The organism is Methanosphaera sp. A6 (genome assembly GCF_001729395.1).
In the GTDB taxonomy this organism is placed as follows: domain Archaea; phylum Methanobacteriota; class Methanobacteria; order Methanobacteriales; family Methanobacteriaceae; genus Methanosphaera; species Methanosphaera stadtmanae.
In genome coordinates this window covers 1-4,822 of the sequence record NZ_MAIF01000154.1, presented here as the reverse complement: position 1 = coordinate 4,822, position 4,822 = coordinate 1, and the positions used below count along the sequence as shown (strand labels likewise).

The following is a 4,822-nucleotide window of genomic DNA, read 5'->3' as shown; positions in this document are numbered from 1 at the left end:
ACTAAGAAGAAATTAAAAAAACTATTATAATTATACATATAATAAAAAAATGGATTCTAAAAACGGGTGATAAAATGGTTGATAATAAATTAAATAAAAAATGGAAAGAAGATTTCTTTGAAATATTTGCAACAAAATCAGATGTTAAAGAGTTGGAAAATGCTGATAAAATTAAAATAGAACATTTTCCACCAGTATTAGGACAGTATTATCCAAGTAATATAGATGAAGATACACTCATTAAACTATGTGAAGGTAAATTATTTTTGACTAAATCAAAAAAACAACCTGATTATGATGATTCACTTATAAAAATAGATTATGAAAAAGTTATAAAAACACAATTAAACACATTAATGCAACAACAAATAGCTAAGTTACAAGAAGAAGATCCAAATTTCTTAAAGGATGATGAAAAGGAAATAATTAAGAAGTCATCATTTCCATTTATAAAATTAATGACTCTTGTATATTCTAAGGATACAAAGGATATGTCTTGTAATGATCAAAAACAATGGAAAGAATATATGAATCAATTTATTACCCAACAAATAGTTTTTTCAATAGTTAATACATATTATACAATGAAATTATATCAGGATAATATATACACAACCCTATTTCAAACACCATATAATAAGGATTATGTATGGAAGGAATATGGATATAATCATGAAGGAATCTGTGTAACATATAACTTTAAAGAAATAAGAAAAATAATAATAGAACAATTACAGAAAATATTCCCAGTATACTATATTAACAGTAAATCTGACATAAATTATGATGTATACAACTCTGTATATGCATCACTTCTTAAAACAAAAGATAAAATAAATACATATGATAATCAATGGGTATATATAATGAGTTATAAATATACTGAAACTGAATATACGATGTTAGATAATTTATTAGAACCAGTATACACATATTCAATGACACATTCTAAAATAAATGAAATATTAAATGGAAATTATCTTGAAATTAAAGATAATCAACTTAACTATAACTATAAAAAATTAATAGAAAATCTAGTTGATGTTCTCAATTCAAATGAATTTCAAGAAGAACTTAATACTAAACTTCAAGAAGTATATGATATTACTCAAAATAATATTGATATAGACTTTATGAAACCAGAAGCAGTATATCTTGGAAGGGATTTTCCAGAAGAAAAAATAAAACAAATCAAGGAAATAGTACAAAAAGAAGATATCATGATTTTTAAAATTAAACAATCAGAAGATAAACTATTTAAAGCATTAATATAGGGATATACATGACAAATACTTCTTATGAAAAATTAGTTGAGGTATATGAAAAAATCAGTAGTACATCAAGTCGTCTAGAAAAACAAGATATTATAGCCGATTTTCTTATGTATATAAAAGAAACTGATGCTGATATAACATATGATATTACTCTATTACTTCAAGGTAAAATATTTCCACCATGGAGTGATAAAGAAATGGGTATATCAACTCAACTAATAATAAAAGCACTATCCAATCTATTAGGTGAAAGTACAAAATCCATAGAAAATAAGTTAGCAGAAGTAGGGGATATGGGGGAAATATCAGAGGAACTTATTAAGAATAACAAACAAGTAACATTCTTCAAAGTACCATTAACTGTTAAGAAAGTACTATCAAATCTTAGAAAAACAGAATCAATAACTGGAAGTAAATCACAAAACAAAAAAATAAACTATCTTCTAGAATTATATACTTCAGCTTCACCTCTCGAGGCAAAATATATTACAAGAACAATAACAGAAAGATTAAGGATAGGTGTGGGTGAAGGAACACTAGTTGAGGCAATAGCTCAAGCATATAATATTGATAAAGAAATTATTGATAGAGCATATATGTTATCAAATGATCTTGGAGAAGTAGCATCTCGAGCACAAGAATCCATAGAATCAGTAAAAAGCTTAACAATAACACCAGGAAAACCAATAAAACCAATGTTAGCACAATTAAGTCCAGGTATTAAAGAAAGTATTACTGAGATGAAAAAGGTAATATGTGAAACAAAGTATGATGGAATAAGGGTTCAAATTCATCATTATAACAATAAAACAAAGATATTTACAAGACGTTTAGAAAATGTAACAAATGCCCTACCTGAAGTAGTAGAATATATAGAAGAAGCCCTACCTTCTAAGGATTTTATTGTTGAAGGAGAAGTAATAGCAACAAAAGATAACAAACCAATATCATTCCAATACATACTTCAACGTGTAAAACGTAAATATGATATTGATAAAATGAGGGAGAAAATACCTTTAAAAGTATTTTTATTCGATGTATTATATTATGATAAGCCAACAGCAGAACTACCAATAATTCAAAGAAGACAATTACTTGAAGAGATTGTTACAACAAGTAAAAATGTGGAACTAAGTACTATGAAAATAGTTTCTCAAGAAAATTATACAGAAGCAGAAAAATTATTCACATGGTCTATAGATGAAGGACATGAAGGTATAATGTTTAAAGATGTTACAAGTCCCTATTCTCCAGGTAAACGTGGAAAAAACATGCTTAAATACAAACCATTACGTGAAACACTTGATTGTGTAATAACAGGTGGAACTTATGGTAAAGGTAAAAGAGCTAAATTCTTTGGATCGTATTTATTATCCTTACTTGATGAGAAAACTGGGGAATATAAAACATTAGTTCATGCAGCAACAGGTATGGATGATGATCTCTTAGCTTCCCTTACAAAACGGATGGAAAAACTAATAATATCTAAATCAGAACAGAACGTTCTTTTCAAACCAAAAGTAATACTTGAAATTGCATATAGTGAAATTGTAGAAAGTAATGAATATGAATCAGGTTATTCACTACGTTTTCCAGCAATAAAAGGAGTTCGTGATGATATTGGTCTTGATGAGGTAGATACTTTAAGTAAACTTCATCAGATGATAGACTTACAAAAATAATTATTAATAATACTTGTCATATTATTAATAAAAGTCGTTATGCATGATAAAGAAATATTTAAAATAACATTAACAACAACAATACTGGGACTTATAGGATTAATTATCTTATCAGGGTATGTAAATCCAGAGGAGTTATCAGTAAATGAAATTGATAAATCAAAAATAGATAATCAAGTGAAAGTCACTGGAATTATTGAAAACTACACTATTACTAAAACTGGAACGATGATTATTACATTAAATGATGGAAGTAATGTGATAAAAGTAGTTATCTTTCCAAGTACCTCATTAAATACCACATTATATAATGGAATGAATATTACAGTTACAGCAAGGGTAGTAGAATATAATGGGGAGATGGAATTAATTATTGAGAAGTCAAAAAATTTAGAAATAAATTCTTAACTTCTCCTTATTACTTATTTTCCTGAAGTTAATTCTTTAATATCATCAGGATATTCACCAAATATTCTTTCTTTCAATGACATTTTTTTAATTTCAGCAAATATAACTCTATATTCTTTGTTTTCATTTTGAAGATTGTTATATTCTTTTTGTAATTTATTCAATGTTTCAACTATGTGTTTATAATCACTTCTTGCAGTACGTGTATCTTTTTGTTGTTGTTTTAATTCATTGTTAATAGTTTCAAACATTGCATTAATACTTTTATTGTCTTCTTTTAGTTGTTTGTAGGTTTCTTCTAATTGTTGATAATTCTTTTGAAGTAATTTATTTTCACGTTCAGGATACTCTAATTTACTGTTAAGTTCAAGATTCTTTTTTTCTAATTCAATATTTCTATTATGTAGTTTTCTGTTTTTCTCTTCAATTTCTTTTAACATAGTATTAATATTATCAAGTTCATTTACAAGTTCATTGATTTTAGTATCTTTTGTATTTATATCATCTGTAAGTTCTTTATTTTGTGATTTCAAGTTACTTAATTGTTCATCATTATTTGATAATTCAAGTTCTTTGAGTTCATTTTTAATTCTTTGATTATCATCTAGTATGGAGTTAATTTTATTGGCTGTTATATCTGGGTTTTGAAGATATATTTCAATAAGCTGTTCAACAGTACTTCCAATATATCCTCTACTAGTACCATGATTTTCTTCAATAGCTTCTATAAATTCTTCCCATTTTTCTCCATTTTTAAATCTAATTGTTGCTGTTTTTGAACTCATATCTATGATTCCCTTTTTTCTTAAAAATATTCTATATGTATACATGATGTACACATTAGATTTCCTTTCAAATAGCTATATACTCATGTCTCATTCATTTAATATAATTATCATTTTTGTATGTGTACATGTATGTGTACATCATCAAATTGTTGTATTTTTTATTAAAATCATGTATTGTTTGTATCTTGTGTATTTCATAATTTTAATACATCTGTACCTTTTTTTTCATGAATATTTTGATGTAAACATTATGTGTACATTATTATAATTTAAGATTTCTTATCTATAATTATGTATGTTGTTACTTATAATCTTTTGGTTAATGTGTACATAATGTACACTCTAAAAAATAGTTCTAAATATTCTAATTCGATATATCTTCACATTAAAAATATTTTGTGTACTTTTGTGTACATGTTGTAAACATAAATTATCTGATGTATACTTGATGTACACAATTAAACTATATTTTCTAAAAATATTATGTATTTGAATTTGATATATTCTTTTGAAGTATGTTGTTGTAATTAGGAGTAGTTGAATGTAATCTTCATGTGTACATATGAAAAAAATTTTTGAAGTTATATGATATTTTTTTTTATTTTTTCAATTTTCTAAAAAAATTATTATATCTTGAAAACATCAAATCATACTTTGTATACATTATGTA

The 4,822-nt window shown here is 25.4% G+C and carries 4 protein-coding genes; 3 read left to right on the top strand and 1 reads right to left on the bottom strand.

Translation table 11 applies throughout. The features are described from left to right. The first annotated feature begins 74 nt into the window (after positions 1 to 74). Genes A9758_RS06580 through A9758_RS06570 form a run of 3 tightly spaced genes read left to right on the top strand, consistent with a single transcriptional unit; the run spans position 75 to position 3,364 of the window. Positions 75 to 1,274 (top strand): hypothetical protein, encoded by a 1,200-nt coding sequence (locus A9758_RS06580; RefSeq protein WP_011405873.1) that lies wholly within the window; start codon positions 75 to 77, stop codon positions 1,272 to 1,274. Positions 1,275 to 1,282: 8 nt separating this feature from the next. Next, positions 1,283 to 2,956, top strand: a complete 1,674-nt coding sequence (locus tag A9758_RS06575) for an ATP-dependent DNA ligase (protein ID WP_011405874.1) — start codon at positions 1,283 to 1,285, stop codon at positions 2,954 to 2,956. Positions 2,957 to 2,995: 39 nt separating this feature from the next. Continuing rightward, positions 2,996 to 3,364: an exodeoxyribonuclease VII large subunit gene (locus A9758_RS06570; RefSeq protein WP_011405875.1), complete on the top strand. Its 369-nt coding sequence runs from the start codon at positions 2,996 to 2,998 to the stop codon at positions 3,362 to 3,364. A 14-nt stretch (positions 3,365 to 3,378) separates the two neighbouring features. Here the strand turns inward: A9758_RS06570 and A9758_RS06565 are convergent, their stop codons facing one another. Then, positions 3,379 to 4,149: a hypothetical protein gene (locus tag A9758_RS06565; RefSeq protein ID WP_143740884.1), complete on the bottom strand. Its 771-nt coding sequence runs from the start codon at positions 4,147 to 4,149 to the stop codon at positions 3,379 to 3,381. Between the last annotated feature and the right edge of the window lie 673 nt (positions 4,150 to 4,822).